We start from the raw sequence: 19,856 nt of genomic DNA on the forward strand, positions 1-19,856 counted from the left end.
CGTGGCTAAAAATCGATGCTTGACGTGTTGCAGGCTACTGTCATAATCAGACACTGAAAGTGAGGACTGCCGGGGAATGACAGCTCTTGAAGAAAAACTTGCAGGATGGACGGGCCCATCGAGTGCGACTGAACAGGATAGACAGGATCGAACCGAGCGAATGATTCGGGAGGCCATCAACGCTCACCCTGCGTTTCAGACCCTCTCGCGAAAGGTGTACGCCAAGGGGTCGTACGCCAACAACACCAACGTTCGCTCTGAAAGTGATGTCGATGTTGCAGTCGAGTGCACTAATATCTTCTACTACGACAAGACGTCCACAGATCTTGGAACGTCGATCACACCATACTCGGGCGAGTGGGGTGATCCGCAGAGGCTTCGGGACGAACTGATCGCCGCGCTTCGAGCCAAGTTCGGCTCCGACGTCGACACGTCGGGATCAACTGCGATCCAAGTTCACTCCAGCTCCGCCCGCGTAGAGGCGGATGTAGTTCCATGCTTTGAGTACCGCTACTACTACTCCGCTTCAAGCTGGGTCGAAGGCGCTCGCGTCTACAAGACTGACGGCACGCACGTCGAGAACTACTCATCACGCCAGCTCACAAACGGTCGCGCGAAGAACACACGCACCAATCAGGCCTACAAGAAGACGGTTCGGATCCTGAAGCGTCTTGAGAACGCGATGGTCGCAGATGGTTCTCATCGCGAAGCGCCGTCCTTCTTCCTCGAGTGCCTGGTTTACAACTGTCCCGACTCACTGTTCGCGACTTCCACATGGACGGCGACGGTGAAAGACGTGCTCACCCACATCTACACCTCGCTCGATGGAGCTGAGCCTGCAAACGACAACGATCGATGGCTGGAGGTCAACGAGACCAAGTTTCTGTTCCATACGTCGCAGAAGTGGACACGCAAGGATGCCCGCGACTTCGCCTACGCCGGCTGGAGCTATCTCGGCTTGGGAGACGCGTAGGTGGGTCGGCCTACAGTGCTCGTGCGCGCCGTCACTCTGATCATCTCGTCGATCTACTCGATCGTCCTCTTCATGCTCGGGTTCGAATTGCCGGGCTGGTGGCGCTTCGTTGTCTCATTCCTTCCAACTCTGGCAATCGCTGGCGTCGTGTTGTGGGACGTGTGGCTGTGGCGCCTCCCTGGCGTGCAGAAGCTTGTTCGTCGTCCAGACCTTCGCGGCCTGTGGCGCGTAACGCTCACACCTCATCCCGACTCTCACATTCCCGAAGGTGGCAACCGCGGGCCAATTGCCGGATTCCTTGAGGTCAAGCAATCCTTCTGGACGGTCTACCTTCGTCTGTACACTGATCAGAGCGCAAGCAAGAGCACGGCCACTACCTGGTTGCCGGCGTACGAAAGCTTTGTCGACAGCCTCACGTTTACCTACGACAACACTCCAAAGATGTCCGAGTCGCATCGAAGTATGCGTAGCTCAGGTGCCTGCAATCTCAACCCGACGTTGCTCAAGCCCGATGAAGTTGAGGGTACCTACTTCACGGATCGATTCACGAAGGGCGATATGGTACTGAAGTTCGTCGATCACACTTCCGGATACCCTTCCTTCGCCGCAGCCACCAGTCACGCGGAGGAAATGCACGGGAAGAAGCTGGTCTAGCCATGCCACAGATCAGCGAAGACGACATCCTCGAACAGACATACATGGCCAAGCTGCGGGGCTTCCTTGTCAAGAAGGGCGTGCTGCTCGAATACCCCGTCGATCGCGCCGCGATTGATGTGGGGGTGCATCTATGGGTGGAGATCAAGAATAAGAAGCAGGTCGTCGGTGCTCGAGTCTGGTTCCAGGCGAAGGGCTTTCACGACACGACAGTGACGAAGGCCGACTGGGACGAAACCGAAGCCATCACCTCGCCGTCGCTCGAGATGGATCATGTTCGTTATTGGTACAATGCGCCCGAGCCCGTCTACCTAGCTCTCTACATCGAATCCGCTGACCTGTTCTTGGCTGCCGACGTCCGGGATCTTGTAGACCGAGGCGGAGGGTTGGCGAAGATCGCGGACCAGAAGACCACGACATTCAAGATTCCAAAGACTGAGACGCTGGAGCGTGCGATCGCCCGTATGCCGCAGCACCGGTCCATGCGCATCGACGGACCAGCATGGAGAGGTCGGCCGCTGGGTCATGGCATAGATCCGCTAAGGAGCGCTCTCGCTATGATGCCTCCCGACCTGTTCATTGATGTCGCGAGTGGACTATTGGCTGCACACGACTTTCGTCTCGCCGGGTCGCCCAGTTCTCTAAAGGAAAGGCTAAGTACGGGCAACCCCACAGTCCTTCAGGGGCGTATGCATCTCACGTACGAGTGGGTACTAGCCATGACCACAGAGTTTGGATTTGACGAAGGATCTGACTTTCGGATCGAAGGCGCGCCGCTTTATGCTCAGGGAGATGTTCTAGTGGTGATCGATCCGATAGGAAATGTAGCACCTGGGTCTCTCGGGGGCGTAGATGTTATTGCAGCTGCAAAGGACGCTGCTATAGACCGCGTGCTTGTGATGTCGAATAGCATGTTCTCGCCTGCCCAATTTGGGCAGTGGTTTGGGGGCCTTCGAGCCGCCGGGATACGCTGTGAACCACAGGATCTCAGTAGTTTAACGTTCAATGTGTTGACTACGACGAACGTCTATCTGGATTACCACGAGCGTCTCGCGTTCGCATACATCAACTACCGCTGAGCTGGGGTCGGTGCCAATCGCAAGCTCATGATTGACGGATCTAGCGTGTCGGCTCTAATTCGATGCGTATGTGTGGTCGGCTGTTCTGGTTGATGCTTAACCGGACGAAGCTAGGGACATGCCTCGTCAGCGCCATTCTCAACGCGCACCCCCTATTGATTCCGGCTGTTCAGACGTAAGGTTAAGTCCGTCATAAGCGGTGAGATGCTTCGTCGGTTCTGCGCTTGATACTCCGATACTCTCAGGGCTAAACTTCGGCGTATTGGGTGTGGTTGGGTCTGAACCCCGTTGGTCAGCAGGCTATTGCCCAGTCACACGTTTGGTATTCAAAAGAACGAGGGGAGCCATGGAGGCTGAGCCTGGTTTTGCGGTTGTAAGGGTTGAACACTCTTATACGGTCCTTGATAGCCGTTGGATGGCGATTCGTACTAGTCATCGCTTCGAGCTTACTGCCCTGCGTGCAGAGCGATTTTTCTTGCGTTCATATACTTGGGATAATGAGGTTGGTATCGAGAAGGCTCCAATGATAAAGACTGGACGCAATCCCAGCGGAACGTCGTCTCACCGCTTGCAAGGGCCAGTCATTGTTGGTCGAGGTGGAGCGCGCCTAGCGGTAGTTGACCTGGGGAGGGTTTTCCAGCCTGGTGAAACAGAAGTTCTTGAATTGGATCACTTTTTTGTTAGAACGAATCCCGATAACTATGGATTCGTGGGGCATGTCGCCAAGGAAGACTGCAAGGAAATTGTCCTTAAGGCCGTTCTGCCTGCTCGGCCGAACCTTCGTCCTCGATTTTTGTGTGGTCACACCGGCAGCGACGACTGGGCTGAAGACGATCCAATAGAGCCGATCACCGACCTTGAATCCCGACTGGAATTTTCGCATCGCGTAATTAATCCGGCCCAAGGACTCCGGTACAGAATACAGTGGCATCAAGAATTAGAGAATATCTAATTCTTCCAATTTATATTATAATCCCAAAAGGAGGTAATTTGGAATGTCAGATGGGCAAGAAAATTAACGATAATAAAAGCTCGCGAGAATCATAAACCTCGCGAGCTTTTTATAGATCCAGAACATCTCCGTCAAGAAGGGCTAAATTGGGCATGGCTGAAGTGATAGATTTCGAAGAACAGCGTTTGCGCGCCTATTTCTCTCATTTAGCCATGGAGGTGGGGAGCGCTCCGGGTACCCAACTAGTCTGTGTCGCTCATATGGTAGCGAATTCAGTTGTTTTTCTTCCCGCGCTGGCCGATGTAGCTCCTGTAGGCCTTTTACTGCCTAAACCTAAGACTATGAACACTCAAGAAGCAGCCAGGATTGCGGGCTTTGGGTTTAGGACTCATGAATTATCCCGCAAATGGGCAAGTTCCTCTTCTGAAGTTGTAGAGGAACTTGAGAGATCGATAGCATCGCCTAGCAATATTGTATTGGTAGACATTGGGGGCTACTTCGCGGAGTCGCTAAATGATATCGCCGAGGGTCTGTCAGGTCGTCTCATTGGTGTGATGGAGGGAACCGAGAATGGCGTTCAGAAATATGAACAAAGTGGACTTCGTTATTCGGTGCCAATCGTGACGGTTGCTAGAAGCCCCCTCAAGCTCCCTGAAGACTACCATGTAGGCTCGGGGATAGTCTTTTCCGTTGAAGCAGTGTTGAGGGAGCAGGCTCAGATACTTCAAACAAGGACCGCATGTGTCATTGGGTACGGGCGTGTGGGAAGTAGCGTGGCGGAGGTATTGCGTGGGCGAGGAATTCCTACGGTGGTTCATGACCGGTCGCCAATCGCCATGGCAGAGGCGGCTGCGCGCGGATTTCAAGTCTTTCGTCGACTGGATGATGCCCTCCGCGCTGCGAGCCTGGTAATTTCTGCTACCGGCAACCATGCTCTCGATAGCCGGGCCCTTGCAAACGTACGGTCTGGGTCTGTCATTGCAACCGTAACTTCAGCAGACGACGAATTTGCAGAGGGTGCAATTGACGCATACATTGGGTCAATTGTCTCCGTATCTATGAAGCGATATGACATTAAAAAGCACGGGGGAGATAGGGACCGTTCGCGTTATTTCTGGCTTATTAATGATGGCAACCCTGCAAACTTTCTGCATGGCGCGGTCATCGGTCCTGCGATGCAACTCATCGAAGGTGAAAAGATGGCTGCGATCAAAGCGCTAGTGGACGGGACTTATGTCCGTGGCGAAATTGTTTCAGAAGTTTCGTATGAGGCCAGAGTCCAGGTGGCTGAAGTTTGGAATGAACATTTCCTGGCGGACTAGATGCGAACAAGAAGCGTGAACAATATCAACGCATTGCGTTTCTACGGATAGCTTGGATAGCCAGAAATAGCCAGCCCATCTTCGGACGACCAGGAGTCAGAAATCATTGGAAGGTCCATGCATTTTGCAGGTCTGATGAAGAGCTCGGTCTGGTAGATTGCAAAATGCACCTGAAAAGCGTGATCCAGGAGCATCCGTAGCAACGCCATATAGATCGCAGGTTGCTCCACCACTCCAGGAAGAACTTGAAGCGGTGGAGTAACGACGACAGCAACTTGTGAATACAGTTTCGGTCAAGTACAAGACCGGCAGGCTTCTCAAGTGCAGAATCGTTGCTGTTTGCGGCATAGTTCGACCAAAACCAGATATTTGCAAGGTTTCGCAGGCTGAGTGTCTCATGGCTTTGGAAGATGCTCGAGCCGCGAACGCTTCTCGTGACATTGAGGCCGCGCCTCGCGCGTCGGACAAACCTAGCGATTCGAAGCCGTGAGTAGGAACTTGCGCGCTGTGTCATAGCTACAGCCAACTTGTTTGGCGATATCGCGGATGATGAGTCCTTGTTTCCGGAGGCGGAGGATCTAACGCTCCTTTTCGGGCGTGAGTCCGCGCTGCCTGGTTTGAATGCCCTGCTCGGCCAGGAGTCGAAGCAGCGTCGATTTGGCAATGTTGTGCTCTTTGGCGAGATCGGTTGACTGCTCACCAGCTACATATCGTTGCGCAATGGCAGTCAGATCATCAGGCGAAAAGCGATCGGCGATACGATAGCGCTGTGAATGGCGCTCGCCCGTGCTCGCTCTTGGCCGGGTTTCCCCTGATTTCAGCTGCTGAAGTGCTCGCGCCGCGGTAGAGAGCCGATCTATTTTGCGGTGCGCCTGCTTGGAATACTCTGCCAGCACCTCGACCAATGTGAGCCCCGCAAGAAACTTCGGTTTCCTGCGGGGCTCGTCCCATTTAAGCCACCGATTCCGGGCCCGATTCCGATGTCGTGGGGGCCTATAGGACAAAATGTGTGTCTGCCCCGGGTGTGTCACCCGGGGCTTGCCATGTCAGGGTGTGGTTTAGCAGCACCTGCCGGCCCATCCCGGATCCCTCGGGCCGTAAGAGACCCCGGCGCCTCATATCTTGTGCACAGGAGTGGGGCCCAGCAGTTGCCGGGCCCCACTTAAATCAGCACTGCAGGCCCGCGAGGGGCGTGCAGCCAACCGGACCTAGCCGTCGGTGGCCCGCAGCCAGGCCGCCGCGTTGGCGCCCAGCAGGCCCTCGGCGGCCAGTTCTGCCCCGTTGGCGTCGGAGAAGAGCAGCGGTTCGCCCGCTGGCAGCGGCACCGGGGCGTCGGAAAGGTTCAGCACGCTCACGGTCTCCCCGTTGAGGATGGCAAGTACCTGCGGCAGATCCGGATTGGCATAGAAGGACAGCGAGCCCAGGCCCAGGCCCAGCTCGCCGCGCAGGGCAAGCGCCCTGCGGTACAGGTTCAGCGTGGATGCGGGGTCGTTCTCCTGCACGTCACGGGAGAATTCCGCCCAGTCACCGGGTTGCGGCAGCCAGGTTTCCCCGTTGGGGGAGAACCCGTAGGCAGGTGCGTCGTGCACCCAGGGGATCGGCACGCGACAGCCGTCACGCCCGGTCTTGGCCCCGTTGGTGCGCAGGAACCCAGGGTCCTGCCGGTACTCGTCGGCCAACGTGGTGTGGTCGCCCAGGCCCAGTTCCTCGCCCTGGTAGAGGTAGGCGCCTCCCGGCAGACCCAGCATGAACACCGTGGCGGCACGGGCCCGGGCCAGGCCCAGCACCGTGTCAGGCTGCGGGTCGCGCGGACCGATCCCGTCGCCCAGGTCCAGCGCGACCCCGTCCAGTCCGAAGCGGGTGGCGTGGCGGGAGACGTCGTGGTTAGAGAGCACCCAGGTGGTGGGCGCGCCGACGGTGTCGAAGGCGGCCAGCGAGTCGCCGATGACGGTGGCCAGGGCGTCGCGGTCCCACAGGGTGCGCAGGTAGTCGAAGTTGAACGACTGGTGCATCTGGCCCGGGGCCACCCAGTCGGCCAGCCGGATCAGTGGGCGCACGTTCGCCTCCGAACAGAGCACCGGATCCCCGGGGTACTGGTCGCAGATTTCCCGCCAGCGCGCGAAGACCTGGTGCAGCTCGGGCTGTCCGAACATGGGTGCGTCGGCGAAGGGGAAGCCGGGCCGCGGGGTGCCGTCCGGTGCCCCGCCCCAGTCGGACATCGACTCCTTCTTGAACATCGCGTGGGCAACGTCGATCCGAAAACCCCCGGCGCCTGCGTCAAGCCAGAAGCGCAAGGTCTTTTCGAATTCTTCCTGCACCGCGGGATTGCGCCAGTTGAAGTCGGGCTGGGTGGCGTCGAAGAGGTGGAAGTAGTACTGGCCCGGGGTGCCGTCGGGGTTCGGCACGCGGGTCCAGCCGGGCCCGCCGAAGAGCGAAGCCCAGTTGTTCGGCGGGGTGTTCCCGCCCTCGCCCTTCCCGTCGGCAAAGTGGAACATGGCGCGTTCGGGGGATCCGGGCTCGGCGGCCAGGGCTGCCTGGAACAGTGCGTGCTCGTTGGAGCAGTGGTTGGGGACGATGTCGATGATGATGCGGATGCCGAAGGACTTGGCGGTGTCGATCAGGGTCTTGGCGTCGTCCATGGTGCCGAAGAGCGGGTCAACGCCGCGGTAATCCGAGACGTCATAGCCGGCGTCCTTTTGCGGGGAGGGGAAGAAGGGGGAAAGCCAGATGGCGTCCACGCCCAGGGTCGCGATCTTGGGCAGCTCGGCCGTGATGCCGGCCAGGTCGCCCATGCCCGATCCGGTCGAGTCCTTGAAGGAACGCGGGTAGATCTGGTAGATCACCGCCCGTCGCCACCACTGCTCGCCCTCCGCGGGTTTGTGCAGCATCGGGCCCAGGGCGTAGGGCGTGGCGGAGGTGTTCAGGGCATCCGACGCTGAAGACGCGTCCTTCGGTAGCGACATGGTGTCAAGCCTATCTACTGGACGGAGCTTTCGTTGGGGCCGATGCAGCGGGGTTACCCGGCGGCCGGTGGAGCGGTGGAGGTGCGCAGCACGAATTCCGTGGGGAAGAATTCATCCACAGGCAGGGTTTGCGCGGGATCTTCCGCCCCGCCCTCGCCGAGCAGTTCCATGATGCGCGCGACGGCGGCCTCGCCCTGGGCCGCGGGGTGCTGGGCAATGGTGGTCAGCCCGAAGAGCTCCCCGAGCTCGTGCCCGTCGATGCCGAGCACGGAGAAGTCCCCGGGCAGCGAGAGCCCCAGGTCGCGGGCGGCCATGATGGCACCGAATGCCATCTCGTCCGAGACGCAGAGCAACGCGGTGGGCCGGCCGCGGGGGTTGGACAGCAGGCTGCGGACCTTTTGGTAGGCCCCGGCCGTGGTGAAGTCGGCGTCCAGCAGCCACTGCGGGTTCACCGCGATGTCCGCCTGGTCCAGGGCGTATTCGAACCCGTCGAGGCGCGCACCGGGCAGCTTGAAGTCGACGTTGAACGCGTCGGCGCCGCCCAGGAAGGCAATGTCGGTGTGGCCCAGGGAGACCAGGTGTTCGGTGGCCAGCGAGGCGATGTTGAAGTCGTCGACCCGGATGGTCTGGACTTCGGGCAGCAGCCCGCCCAGGGCCACCAGCGGCTTGCCCACGGAGCGCAGCTGGTGCAGCTCGGGATCGGTGAGCTTCAGGGTCACGGTGATGACCGCGTCGAGGCGTTGGCGCATGAGCAGGTCCTGGAACACCGCATCGCGGTGCCGTTGCTCGCCGCTGGTGTTGTACAGGGTCAGGTCGTAGCCGCGCTCGTTGAGTTCCTGCGTGGCGCCCTGCAACACATTGGCGTAGTACCAGCGCGAGACCGTGGGCATGACGATCCCGATGTTGCGGCTGCGTCCCGAGGCCAGCGAAGAGGCGTTGTAGGACAGGACGTAGCCCAGGTCCTTGGCCGCGTTGGCGACCGCCTCGCGGGAAGCCGCGGAAACCTTCCCGTTTCCGGACAGGGCGCGGGAGACCGTGGCGACGGAGACCCCGGCGCGCAGTGCCACGTCCTTGATGCTTGCCATGATGTGCGGCTTCCTTGTCTTCGGGCGGTCGTGCTGGGGTACGGAATGGGGGCGGCTAGGCGGTCTACGGGCGCAGCCACACGGCCGCATCCGGATTCAGCGCCAGCCCCGACGCGGCCTCCGTTGAGCGGGCAACCGCGGTGGCGGAGCTGGCCAGCAACACGTCTCCGGCCGGCAACGGCACGGGGGCGGTGCCCAGGTTCAGCAGGACCAGCACCCCGGAATTCCCGAAGCCCAGCAGCTGCGCGCCGTCCGTTCCCTCCACCCAGTTTAGGTTGCCGAGGCCCAAGTTGTGGGTCCGGCGGAGATCCAGGGCCAAGCGGTAGAAGTGCAGCGTGGAGTCGGGGTCGGCCTCCTGTGCCTGCCGGGTGACCGTTCCCCAGCCTTCGGGCTGCGGGAGCCAGCCGGCGGCGTCGCTAAAGCCCAGGGACGGGGTCGAGTCGTTCCAGGGCAACGGGACCCGGCAGCCGTCGCGGCCCAGTCGCTCGCCGTTGGTACGCGCGTAGGAGGGGTCCTGGCGGTATTCATGGGGGAGCAGGGTGTGGTCGCCCAGCCCCAGTTCCTCGCCCTGGTAGATGTATGCGCCTCCGGGAAGCCCCAGCATGAACAGCGTTGCGGCACGTGCGCGTGCCAGGCCCAGCACCGGATCCGGTTGCACGTCCTCGGGCCCCAGCCCGTCGCCGGGGCGCAGAGCCGGGGAGACGGCGCCCAGTCGGGTGGCGTGGCGGGGCACGTCGTGGTTGGACAGCACCCAGGTGCTGGGGGCGCCGACGGCGTCGAAAGCCTTCAGCGAGCGGGTGATGATGGCCTTCAGCGCGGCGGCGTCCCAACCGGTGTGCAGAAAGGGGAAGTTGAAGGACTGGTGCATCTCGTCCGGGCGCACCCAATCGGCCATGGCCTCGATGGGGTGCACGTTGGCCTCGGCACAGAGCACGCGCTCGCCGGGATACTGGTCGCAGATGGAGCGCCAACGCCGGTAGACATCGTGCACGGCGGGCTGGCCGAACATCGGGGCGTCGGCAAACGGATAGCCCGGGGAATCGGCGCCGTCGGCCCGGCCATGCCAGTCCGGCAGCCCGGAGGCCTTGATGAGCGCGTGGGCCACGTCCACGCGGAACCCGCCGGCGCCGCGGTCCAGCCAGAATCGCAGGATCGATTCGAACTCGTCGCCCACCGCCGGATTGTCCCAGTTGAAGTCGGGCTGGGAATGATCAAAGAGGTGCAGGTAGTACTGGCCGGGGGCACCGTCCGGGTCGGGGACGCGGGTCCAGGCTGAACCGCCGAAGTGCGACTGCCAGTTGTTGGGAGGCAACTGGCCGTCCTTTCCCCGCCCGTCCCGGAAGATGAAGTGCTCCCGGGCAGCCGATCCCCGGGGGGAGGCCAGCGCCTCGCGGAACATGGCGTGTTCGCTGGAGCAGTGGTTGGGCACGATGTCCACCAGGATCTTGATCTCGAGCCGGTTGGCCTCGGCGATCAGCTCGTCAAAGTCGGCCAGCGTTCCGAAGAGCGGGTCCACGGCGCGGTAGTCGGAGACGTCGTAGCCGGCGTCCTTTTGCGGGGAGGCGAAGAACGGGGAGAGCCAGATGGCGTCGACGCCCAGGGAGGCAATGTGGTGCAGCTCCGCGGTGATACCGGGAAGGTCTCCGATTCCGCTGCCCGTGGTGTCGCGGAACGAGCGGGGGTAGATCTGGTAAATGACCGAGCGGCGCCACCATTCATTGCCGCTCGAAGGCGCGTGGGTCGCGTCCTCGAGCCGGAACTCCAGATGGGCTGGTGGGGTCGCTGGGTGCTCGTCGGTCTGGGGCATGCGCTCAAGCATAACGACGAAACCGTCAAAAGTGGAAGCGTTTCCATACATGCGTTTCGATTCTCCGGCTTGGGAGCGTCCCGTCAAAGGTTGCGGTTTCGTCGCGTTTCTGCATAAAGACGCCGTTTTTGGTGCATCCCGGAAGTCGGGGACGAGTGCTTGGTGGAAACTTCTCCATTGTGATCTGGACGACAGCGGTGGAAGCGTTTACACTAAATCTCACGACACCAGCGCCGATGGGATCACCGGGCGCGCAACACTCGAAAGAGGAACCACCATGACGGGAAACAACTCACCCGGTGCACGTCTCACGCGCCGCACCTTTACCTTGGGTGCGGTCGGCGCCCTCTCGGCGCTGGCACTGACGGCCTGCGGCGGCGGTGCACCCGCCACCGCACCCTCGAGCAGTGCGGCGGCCACCAGTGCCGCAGCCAGCGTGCCGGCGACCGGGACCAGCCTGACCCTGTGGGTCGACGCCGAGCGCTCGCCGGCGCTGAAGGACATTGCCGCCAAGTTCAAGGCCGAAAAGGGCATCGACGTCAAGCTGGTCGTCAAGGACTTCGCCGCCGTGCGCGACGACTTCATCACCCAGGCACCCACCGGCAAGGGCCCGGACATCATGGTCGGCCCGCACGACTGGCTGGGAAAGCTGGTGCAGAACGGCGTGGTTGCCCCGGTGCAGCTTGGCGACAAGGCGGGGACCTTCGCCGAAAGCTCCATCAAGGCCATGACCTACGACGGGCAGACCTACGGCGTTCCGTACTCCATTGAGAACGTCGCCCTGGTCCGCAACACCACGTTGGCTCCCGAGGCAAAGACCACCCTGGACGACGTCCTCGCCGAGGGCAAGAAGGCCGTGGCCGCGGGCGATGCCAAGTTCCCGTTCCTGGTCGGACTCGATCCCAAGCAGGCCGACCCGTACCACCTCTACCCGTTGCAGACCTCCCTCGGGGCACCGGTCTTCGCCCAGAACGCAGACGGCAGCTACGACGCCAGCGAACTGGCCCTGGACAACGAGGGCGGCAAGAAGTTCGCCCAGCTCCTGGCCGACCTCGGCGACAAGGGCTCGAAGGTCCTGAATTCCAACATCACCGGCGACATCGCCAAGGAGAAGTTCCTGGCCGGCGAATCCCCGTACTTCCTCACCGGCCCCTGGAACATCCCCGACATCGAGGCCAAGGGCATCAAGTTCGCCGTTGACCCGCTGCCCACTGCCGGGGACAAGCCCGCCCAGCCATTCATTGGCGTGAACGGCTTCTTCATCTCCGCGAAGTCGAAGAATGCCCTGGCTGCCAATGAATTCGTGGTCAACTACCTCTCGCAGCCCGACGCGCAGGACGAGCTGTTCAAGGTCGGCGGCCGCCCGCCGGCGCTGACCGCGTCCTTCGAGAAGGCCGCCAGCGACCCGGTGGTCAAGGCCTTCGGCGAGATCGGCGCCAACGGCGTGCCGATGCCCGCGGTTCCCGCCATGGACGCCGTCTGGGCCGACTGGGGCGGTACCGAATTGAACCTGATCAAGGGCAAGGAAGCCGACCCGGCCGCGGCCTGGTCGAAGATGACGGCCAACATCGAGAAGAAGATTTCCGGCGGCAAGTAGCCGACGGAAGCAAGCTCCGGCTGCGGGGAACCGGTGGTGCGTTCTGCACGCGCACCACCGGTTTCACGCAGCCGGATCCGGGCCAGCGGCCCGACACCCATCGCCGGTCGGCGGTCGATCGCACGAGGAAAGATGTTGGACCCCATGGTTGAAATCGAAGAAAAGCCCAGCGTGGCGCCGCCGCGGCGACACGGAAAGCGGCCGCGTTCCGCAGGCCGGGGCCCCGATTCCCTCGGCGGCATCCTCGCCAAGATCATCCTGCTGGGCATCACGGATGCAGTGGCAGCCTTCATCCTCTTCCAGCTGGCACTCAGCGCCGAATGGATGATCTTCGGGATTTCCCTGCTCACCACGCTGGTGATCAACTGGATCTACCTGCGCCGTGGGGGACTGCCGGCCAAGTACCTGGCACCGGGCATCATCTTCCTGCTGGTCTTCCAGGTCTTCGTGATGATCTTCTCCACCTACATCGCCTTCACCAACTACGGCGACGGGCACAACTCGACCAAGGCCGACGCGATTGCCTCCATCCAGCTCTCGGCCTCCGAGCGCGTCCCGGATTCCCCGCAATTCCCCACCTCCGTCCTGGAAAAGGGTGGCAGCTACTTCCTGTTGGTCACCACGCCGGAGGGCGAGGCAAGAATCGGCTCGGCAGGCAAGCCCCTGGAAACAGTGACACCTTCCGCCACCGGCCCCACGGGTGCCGCGACCGGCGTGGAGGGCTACACGACCCTTGACTTCGCGACCCTGCTGGCCCACCAGCAGGAGATCACCGCCCTCACGGTGCCGATCAGCGAGAACCCCGAGGAAGGGGCGCTGAAGACCGCCGACGGCTCCACCTCCTACGTGTACACGCCCAAGCTCAAGTACGACGCGAACGCCGACACGTTCACCGACACCGCCACCGGGGCCAGCTACGCGGACAACGGCCGCGGTTCCTTCGTGGCCGAGGACGGCACTGCGCTGAACACCGGCTGGAAGGTCAATGTGGGACTGGACAACTTCCAGCGCGCGTTCACCGACCCGAATCTCCAGGGCCCGCTGCTGCAGGTGATCGCGTGGACCTTCGCCTTCGCCATCCTCTCGGTGGCGACCACGTTCGCCCTGGGACTGTTCCTGGCCATCACCTTCAACCGGGCGGATCTGAAGGGGCAGAAAATCTACCGGATCCTGATGATCCTGCCCTACGCGTTCCCCGCCTTCCTTTCCGGCCTGGTCTGGTCGGGCCTCCTGAACCCGGAATTTGGGTTCATCAACAACGCGCTGCTCGGCGGGGCGGACATCCCCTGGCTCACCGATCCGGTGCTGGCCAAGATCTCGGTGCTGATGGTCAATCTCTGGCTGGGCTACCCCTACATGTTCCTGGTCTGCACCGGCGCCCTGCAGTCGCTGCCCGAGGAGGTCGACGAGGCCGCCCGCATGGACGGGGCCAGCGTGTGGAAAATCTTTACCGCCATCAAGCTGCCGCTGCTGCTGGTCTCACTCGCGCCGCTGTTGATCTCCTCCTTCGCCTTCAACTTCAACAACTTCAACGTCATCTACATGCTCACCGGCGGCGGGCCGCGCTTTGAAGGCACCACCTTTGACATCGGCTCCACCGACATCCTGATCACCATGGTGTACAAGATCGCCTTCGGCACCGGCACCGGCCGCGACTACGGACTGGCCAGCGCGCTGGCCATCCTGATCTTCATCATCGTCGCCGTGGTGTCCGCGCTGAGCTTCAAGAAGACCAAGGCCCTGGAGGAACTGAACTAATGAGCACCGCGACCGCACCGCACACCCCGGTGCTCGAAACCCTGCCCCCGCCGGCCACGGCAAACAAGCCCACATTGGGGCAATGGTTCAAGTCAAAGGGCTGGCGCCACCTGGTGGCCATCGCCGCCACGGCCTTCTCCATCTTCCCGCTGCTCTATGTGCTCTCCGCGGCGCTGAACCCCACCGGCACCATGGCAGGGGCCAGCACGATGTTCACCGAGTTCGGCTGGGGCAACTTCGAGGCGCTCTTTGCCAACCAGGAACGGCCCTTTGGCCGCTGGTTCGTCAACACCTTGGTCATCGGCCTGGTCACCTCTGCTGCCACGGTGTTCCTCGGGGCGCTGGCCGCCTACGCGTTTTCGCGCATGCGCTTCTCCGGCCGCCGCTTCGGCCTGCTGACGCTGTTGCTGCTGCAGATGTTCCCGCAGCTGCTCACGGTGGTGGCGATCTTCCTGCTGCTGAACTTCATTGGCGACATCATCCCGGCCCTCGGGCTGGGCTCCCAGCTCGGGTTGATCATGGTGTACCTCGGCGGTGCGCTGGGCGTGAACACCTACCTGATGTACGGCTTCTTCAACACCGTGCCGATGTCGCTTGACGAATCCGCGCGCATCGACGGGGCCAGCCATGTGCAGGTGTTCTTCAGGATCATCATGCCCCTGGTCACTCCGATCCTTGCGGTCGTGGGCCTGCTGGCCTTCATCGGGATCTCCTCCGAGTTCGTGATCGCCTCGGTGGTGCTCACCGACCCCGAATCACAGACCCTGGCGGTTGGCCTGTACTCCTACGTGGCCCAGCAGCGCAGCGAGAACTGGGGTGTCTTCGCCGCCGGCGCCGTGATTGCCGCGGTCCCGGTGATGACCCTCTTCCTCTTCCTGCAGCGCTACATCACCTCCGGCCTGACCGCCGGCGGCGTCAAGGGATAGCGCCCATGCCCGGCAGCCGGATGCACGCCATCGACTCGACGTTGTCACTGCAGCCCCACCACGACGGATCGCCCGCGTACGTAACGGGGCCGAGCGTGCTCAGCCTCGGGGACGTGCTGAGGCTGCGCCTGCTGGTGCCGGAGGGCGCCGCGACCCCTGTGTCCGTGTGGCTGCGCAGCCTGCGCGACGGGGAACCCCACCTTGAACCGGCGGGCGAGGTGTGCGGTGGCGCCACCCAGGTCTTCTTCGAGGCCACGCTGTCGATGGTGAATCCGGTGCAGCGCTACCGCTGGTACCTGCAATACCGGGACACCGAAGGCGCTCATCACTACCGTTGGCTCAACGCTGCGGGCCTGCACCGACGCGATGTGCCCGACGCCTTTGACTTCAGGGTCCATGCCGGGCGCGGGACCCCGGATTGGATCGAGGAATCGGTCATGTACCAGGTCTTCCCCGACAGGTTCGCGAACTCCGGTGCCGAAAAGCCAAAAGCGGGATGGATGGTCGGCTGCGACTGGGACACCGAAGTGCAGGGAAGTGGTGCCGATACGTCACGGCAATTCTATGGCGGCGACCTTCCGGGGATCCAAGACAAGCTCGATCACCTGGTTTCATTGGGGGCGACGGTGCTCTACCTGACCCCGGTCTTCCCCGCTTCCTCCAACCACCGCTACGATGCCTCTTCCTTTGACGAGGTCGACCCATTGCTCGGCGGGGATGCTGCCCTGGTTTCGCTGGTCAAGGCCGCCCATGCCCTTGGCCTGCGCGTGGTCGGCGACCTGACCACCAACCACACCGGGGCCGGGCACCACTGGTTCGTTGATGCCCACCGGAATCCCGGGGCGTCCACGGGGGAGTACTACTACTTCAACGAGGACAACAGCGACTACGAGGCGTGGCTGGGCGTGCCCTCGCTGCCGAAGCTGAATTGGAATTCCGCCGCGCTGCGCGAGCGATTCATCCTTGCCGAGGACTCTGTGGCGGTGCGCTGGCTCAAGGAGCCGTTCAACCTCGATGGCTGGCGCATCGACGTGGGGAACATGACCGGGCGCCGCGGGAGCGATGACCTGAACCACGAGATCGCCCGGATGCTGCGCGAACGTATCGAGGAAGTGAAACCCGGGGCCATGCTGCTGGCCGAATCAACCTCCGACGCGGCGCACGATGTTCCGGGGGACGGCTGGCAGGGAGTGGTGAGTTACAGCAATTTCACCCGGCCGCTGTGGCAATGGCTGGCGAAGGACACGACGCCGGAACACGGGTGGTTTTTTGGCTTGCCACAACCGGGACCAGCGCGCATCGACGCTGCCGACTTCGTGGCGACGCATCGGGAAATGTCGGCGGGATTCAGCTGGGAGGTGCGGCTTGCCAACGCCAATGCCTTGGACACCCACGACACCGCCCGTGCCGCCAGCCACATGATCGTCGGGGGCCAGGAGATCGCCGCCTGCGCGCAATTCACGTTCCCGGGAATCCCACTGGTGTTTGCCGGGGACGAGTTCGGGCTGCACGGTTTCAACGGCGAGGACTCCCGAACTCCCATGCCCTGGGGCCAACCCGAAAAGTGGGGCAAGAACCTGCGGCCGCTGTACGCGGAACTGGCGGCACTGCGCACCAATCACCGGTCCCTCGTGGACGGATCCTTGCGCTGGATCATCGCCGAGGGGAACCTGTTGGTCTATCTCCGGGAGCATGCAACCGGCTCGGTGTTGTGCGTGCTGGCCCGGGGAGTGGTCCCGGAAACCAACCTGGGGCACGCAGTGCGATTGGCTGGGAAACCAGGCGATGTCCTCGCCTCGGTGGGACAGGTGCCTGTACTGGCCGTGAATGGAGCAGGGGAGCTGCGGGTCAGTGCGAGCGGTCCCGGTGCTTCGCTCCACCGAAGCACCGCAAGCGGAGCGTGGCATTAGCGCCCGGGAGTCGTCATGGCGTTCCCAGCGGTGAACACCAAGATCGCGACAAGGATGGGCAGGAACCCTCGGAACGCGTCGTCGGACGGGGATGCGCCGCCGAATTCTTCGGGCTGACGGCAGGAGTGTCCAGGGGAGACGAGACATATAGGTGAAGATTCTCCTATATTCCGGCCGATCAACCAATAAACCACCGGAAACCGAATTCGCGGTGATGGCAGGCTACGTGGTCGTCGACTGCTCTTCCGGGCCATACACCAGCCGGGCCTCGTCCCTGCGGTGGCGCAGCACGGCATCCACGTAGGACGCGACGGCTTCCTCCATCGGAACGTTGGAACCGCGTGCCTCGGAAATGTACCAGCGGTGCTCGAGGACCTCATGCACGATCTGGGCGGGTTCCAGCTTGCCGTGGAATTCGCGGGGGATGGCCCCGGTAATCCTGTCAAAAACGTCGGTGACCCAACGGGCCGCGGCAATTTCCTCATCCGCGTCAGGATGCTTCTTGGCCCGGAAGGCATCCAGGTCGTTGAGCAGCCTGCGGGCCTGGCCTTCTTCCACATCCAAGCCGGTCAGGCGCAGAAGCCGACGGGTGTGGTGCCCGGCGTCCACGACCTTGGGCTGGATGAGCAGCTGGCCGCCGTCGGGGGATGTCTTGAGGCTGATCTCCTCCACGTCGAAGCCGAGTTCATTGAGCCTGCGGATGCGTTCATCGACCCGCCAGCGTTCGGAGAGGTCAAATGATTCCTTGTCGTTGAGCTCGGCCCAGAGTCCACGGTAGGCGTGCAGGATGTCCTCGCTCGTGGCCACCGGGTCCACGGTGTCCTCGATGAGTCCGGCTTCCATCAGGTCCATGAGCTCGCCGGCAATGTTCACCCGGGCGATTTCCAGGTCGTATTCGCGCTGGCCGGAGGATAGCTCGGGGTATAGCTCGCCGGTCTCGGCATCCACCAGGTACGCGGCGAAGGACTCCGCATCGCGGCGGAACAACGTGTTTGACAGCGACACATCGCCCCAGTAGAAGCCAATCAGGTGCAGGCGCACCAGCAGCAGCGCCTGGGCATCAATGAGCCGGGTCAAGGTGTCGCGGCGCAGCTTCTGGGAGAACAGCGCGCGGTACGGGAGCGAGTATTTCAGGTGCCGGGTAACCAACACCGGGTCAAGGTCGTTGCCCTCGGTGTCGGTGCGCCCGGTGATCACCGCGACCGGCTCCACGCAGGGCGCGGCCAGGCGGCGCAACTTGCGCAGCATATGGTACTCGTGCCGGGCCACGTGCTCACCGGTTTCCTTGATGGCGATGACTGCCTTGCCCATCAGGGCGAAGCGCACCACATGCCGGGAGATGCCGCGCGGCAACGGGGCCAGCGTGTCGCTCGGCCAGTCCTCCAGCGGGATTTGCCACGGCAGGTTCAGCAGACCCGGATCGGCGGTGGCGGCGGTGATGGACAGCGAACCGGCAACGGGCGCGGGAGCGGCGGGGGCGGAATCACGCGGCAACTTGCCGTTCTGGGCATGGTTGGTGGGCTCGTCGCGCCAGCTGGCGGTGTGGCGAATCATGGCGTGTGTGCCGTCCCTTGGTGCGGTGATGAGGTGGGGGTGATTGGGGGAAGCGGAAATGCGAAGGCGGCCGCACCCAGCACCGGGCTGAATACGGCCGCCATGGGCAGTTATCGTGCAATCACACGATAACGGGCAAGTCCCTAGGCGTCGGAGGACACCTGTGCGTGTGCACCGTTCCGGGACGGCTCGGCCAGGCGCTCGCCGGACGCGGTGTCAAAGAGGTGCACGTGTCCGATCTTCGGCGCAACGTGGATCGTTTCGCCCTTGAACGGAGGCTTGCGACCGTCGACACGCACCACCATCTGGTATTCGGTGCCGCCCACGGTGGTGTGGCCGTAGACGTAGGCATCGGCGCCGAGCTCCTCGACCACGTCGACCTCGACGGCAAGGCCCTCGTTCTCGGAGACCTGGTCCAGGTCCTCGGGCCGTACGCCCAGGGTGACCGAGTTGCCGGTTGCCGCCTCCAGCGTCGACGAGGCCACCGGGTAGATGGACCCTCCGAAGGCGACGCCACCATCGGCCACCGGAAGCTCCAGCAGATTCATGGCAGGCGAGCCGATGAAGCCGGCCACGAAGACGTTGGACGGGCGGTCGTACAGTTCGCGCGGGGTGCCGACCTGCTGCAGCAATCCGTCCTTGAGTACCGCAACGCGGTCGCCCATGGTCAGTGCCTCGACCTGGTCGTGGGTCACGTACACGGTGGTGACGCCCAGACGACGGGTCAGTGAGGCGATCTGCGTGCGGGTCTGCACACGGAGCTTGGCATCCAGGTTGGACAAGGGCTCATCCATGAGGAAGACCTGCGGGGAGCGGACGATGGCGCGCCCCATGGCCACGCGCTGGCGTTGGCCGCCGGAGAGTGCCTTGGGCTTGCGGTCCAAGTAGTCCTCGAGGTCAAGCAGCTTGGCTGCTTCCTGAACGCGGCGGGCACGCTCTTCTTTGTCGATTCCGGCAATTTTCAGGGCGAAACCCATGTTGTCGGCGACGCTCATGTGCGGGTAAAGCGCGTAGTTCTGGAAAACCATGGCGATGTCGCGGTCCTTGGGCGGGACGTTGGTGACGTCCCGGTCACCAATGAGGATTCGTCCGGAGTTCACGTCCTCAAGGCCTGCGAGCATGCGCAGCGTGGTGGATTTTCCGCAACCCGAGGGGCCGACAAGGACCAGGAATTCGCCATCGGCGATTTCCAGGGAGATCTTGTCCACGGAAGGCGTGGTGGCTCCGGGGTAAATGCGGGTGGCCTGGTCAAAAGTTACTGATGCCATGAAGCAGC

Annotated in this window: 16 protein-coding genes; 9 read left to right on the forward strand and 7 right to left on the reverse strand. The window is 62.5% G+C overall.

Annotation, left to right across the window (positions count from 1 at the left end; all coding sequences use genetic code 11):
* Window positions 1-76 precede the first annotated feature (76 nt).
* From ABD687_RS16570 to ABD687_RS16590, 5 genes are all read left to right on the forward strand, one after another.
* Entirely contained in the window at window positions 77-973 is an 897-nt protein-coding gene (locus ABD687_RS16570) for a nucleotidyltransferase domain-containing protein (protein ID WP_310289570.1), read from the forward strand.
* Between the two features lie 15 nt (window positions 974-988).
* On the forward strand, window positions 989-1,627 hold the full coding sequence (locus ABD687_RS16575; RefSeq protein ID WP_310289568.1) for a Cap15 family cyclic dinucleotide receptor domain-containing protein: 639 nt from the start codon (window positions 989-991) through the stop codon (window positions 1,625-1,627).
* 2 nt (window positions 1,628-1,629) lie between these two features.
* Entirely contained in the window at window positions 1,630-2,706 is a 1,077-nt protein-coding gene (locus tag ABD687_RS16580) for a DUF4365 domain-containing protein (RefSeq protein WP_310289566.1), read from the forward strand.
* A gap of 346 nt (window positions 2,707-3,052) precedes the next feature.
* Window positions 3,053-3,658 carry a hypothetical protein gene (locus ABD687_RS16585; protein ID WP_310289564.1) on the forward strand — a complete coding sequence of 202 codons (606 nt, stop codon included), beginning with the start codon at window positions 3,053-3,055 and terminating at the stop codon, window positions 3,656-3,658.
* A 152-nt stretch (window positions 3,659-3,810) separates the two neighbouring features.
* Window positions 3,811-4,980, forward strand: coding sequence for an NAD(P)-dependent oxidoreductase (locus tag ABD687_RS16590; protein ID WP_310289562.1), 1,170 nt, complete (start codon window positions 3,811-3,813; stop codon window positions 4,978-4,980).
* A gap of 470 nt (window positions 4,981-5,450) precedes the next feature.
* On the opposite strand, the gene ABD687_RS20765 is transcribed toward ABD687_RS16590, so the two are convergent.
* The 5 genes from ABD687_RS20765 to ABD687_RS16610 all read right to left on the reverse strand — a co-directional run bounded on the left by ABD687_RS20765 (window position 5,451) and on the right by ABD687_RS16610 (window position 10,835).
* Window positions 5,451-5,558 carry a hypothetical protein gene (locus tag ABD687_RS20765; RefSeq protein ID WP_377700346.1) on the reverse strand — a complete coding sequence of 36 codons (108 nt, stop codon included), beginning with the start codon at window positions 5,556-5,558 and terminating at the stop codon, window positions 5,451-5,453.
* Window positions 5,559-5,885, reverse strand: coding sequence for a hypothetical protein (locus ABD687_RS16595; protein WP_310289561.1), 327 nt, complete (start codon window positions 5,883-5,885; stop codon window positions 5,559-5,561).
* Between the two features lie 303 nt (window positions 5,886-6,188).
* A complete protein-coding gene (locus ABD687_RS16600; RefSeq protein ID WP_310289559.1) occupies window positions 6,189-7,943 on the reverse strand; it encodes a glycoside hydrolase family 13 protein in 1,755 nt (584 codons plus the stop codon).
* 53 nt (window positions 7,944-7,996) lie between these two features.
* Window positions 7,997-9,028, reverse strand: coding sequence for a LacI family DNA-binding transcriptional regulator (locus tag ABD687_RS16605; protein WP_310289557.1), 1,032 nt, complete (start codon window positions 9,026-9,028; stop codon window positions 7,997-7,999).
* A gap of 64 nt (window positions 9,029-9,092) precedes the next feature.
* A complete protein-coding gene (locus tag ABD687_RS16610; protein ID WP_344761006.1) occupies window positions 9,093-10,835 on the reverse strand; it encodes a glycoside hydrolase family 13 protein in 1,743 nt (580 codons plus the stop codon).
* A 277-nt stretch (window positions 10,836-11,112) separates the two neighbouring features.
* Here ABD687_RS16610 and ABD687_RS16615 point away from each other — a divergent pair, with 277 nt between their 5' ends.
* The 4 genes from ABD687_RS16615 (at window position 11,113) to ABD687_RS16630 (ending at window position 17,026) form a co-directional block, all read left to right on the forward strand.
* Window positions 11,113-12,432, forward strand: coding sequence for a sugar ABC transporter substrate-binding protein (locus tag ABD687_RS16615; RefSeq protein WP_264268580.1), 1,320 nt, complete (start codon window positions 11,113-11,115; stop codon window positions 12,430-12,432).
* Between the two features lie 144 nt (window positions 12,433-12,576).
* Entirely contained in the window at window positions 12,577-14,190 is a 1,614-nt protein-coding gene (locus tag ABD687_RS16620) for an ABC transporter permease subunit (protein WP_264268579.1), read from the forward strand.
* Complete coding sequence (locus ABD687_RS16625; protein WP_264268578.1) at window positions 14,190-15,116, forward strand: sugar ABC transporter permease; 927 nt, start codon at window positions 14,190-14,192, stop codon at window positions 15,114-15,116. Before ABD687_RS16620 ends, ABD687_RS16625 begins: the two co-directional genes overlap by 1 nt.
* Window positions 15,117-15,121: 5 nt before the next feature.
* Window positions 15,122-17,026 (forward strand): glycoside hydrolase family 13 protein, encoded by a 1,905-nt coding sequence (locus tag ABD687_RS16630; protein WP_302263000.1) that lies wholly within the window; start codon window positions 15,122-15,124, stop codon window positions 17,024-17,026.
* A gap of 222 nt (window positions 17,027-17,248) precedes the next feature.
* On the opposite strand, the gene ABD687_RS16635 is transcribed toward ABD687_RS16630, so the two are convergent.
* On the reverse strand, window positions 17,249-18,580 hold the full coding sequence (locus tag ABD687_RS16635) for a DUF4032 domain-containing protein (protein ID WP_302262999.1): 1,332 nt from the start codon (window positions 18,578-18,580) through the stop codon (window positions 17,249-17,251).
* A 143-nt stretch (window positions 18,581-18,723) separates the two neighbouring features.
* Window positions 18,724-19,848, reverse strand: coding sequence for an ABC transporter ATP-binding protein (locus tag ABD687_RS16640; protein WP_302262998.1), 1,125 nt, complete (start codon window positions 19,846-19,848; stop codon window positions 18,724-18,726).
* Between the last annotated feature and the right edge of the window lie 8 nt (window positions 19,849-19,856).

The organism is Paeniglutamicibacter sulfureus, from assembly GCF_039535115.1.
Taxonomy (GTDB): Bacteria; Actinomycetota; Actinomycetes; order Actinomycetales; family Micrococcaceae; genus Paeniglutamicibacter; species Paeniglutamicibacter sulfureus.